Here is an 817-nt window from a genome sequence, read left to right on the forward strand (position 1 = left end):
GAAAATCATGAACCTACTCATTAGGTTAGCTATACAGCAAGCTTAGGTTTTGTGTAGAACAAACCGTTGGCTGATTTAGAACAAACCTTTAAACAGCAGTACTAGGTAATCCCACAGGCGGCTAAATAGGCTGCCTTGGTCTACATCTTCAAGTGCAAGTAGTGGGTATTCAGCAACGTCTTCACCGTCGACTTGGTAGAATAGTTTACCCACAACGTCGCCTTTGCTGATTGGTGCTTCTAGCTCTTTCTCAAGAACGAAGCTTGCCTTCAGGTTCTTAGCTTGGCCACGAGGCAGAGTAACGAACGTATCTTCGTCGACACCTAGTGCAACCGTGTCCTTGCTACCCATCCAGATCTTCTCTTCTACGAAGGTTTCTCCAGCGGTGTGTGGTGCCACTGTTTCGAAGAAGCGGAAACCGTAGCTAAGCAGTTTTTTGCTTTCTGTTTTACGAGCGTTAGCATTCTTGGTGCCCATAACAACAGCAACTAGGCGCATTTTACCTTCGGTTGCTGAGCTTACTAGGCTGTAACCTGCATTGCTTGTGTGGCCCGTTTTAATGCCATCAACGTTCATGCTCTTATCCCATAACAGACCGTTGCGGTTGTACTGGGTGATGCCGTTGTAAGTGAATTTCTTTTGTGAGTAGATGCGGTACTCATCAGGAACATCGCGAATCAGCGCCTGACCTAGTAGCGCCATATCGTAAGGCGTTGAGTAAAGGTTAGGGTTGTCTAGACCGTGTACGTTAGCAAAGTGCGTGTCTTTCATTCCGATAGAGCTCGCCCATGCGTTCATTAAGTCAACAAATGCATCT

General features: G+C 46.6%; 1 pseudogene. It reads right to left on the minus strand.

Annotated features, from left to right (window positions below):
• Positions 1–75: 75 nt before the first annotated feature.
• Positions 76–817: pseudogene (locus AB4496_RS26875) on the minus strand (D-alanyl-D-alanine carboxypeptidase); the annotation flags it as partial.

It is taken from the genome of Vibrio sp. 10N.222.46.A1 (genome assembly GCF_041473595.1).
Lineage (GTDB): Bacteria > Pseudomonadota > Gammaproteobacteria > Enterobacterales > Vibrionaceae > Vibrio > Vibrio tasmaniensis_A.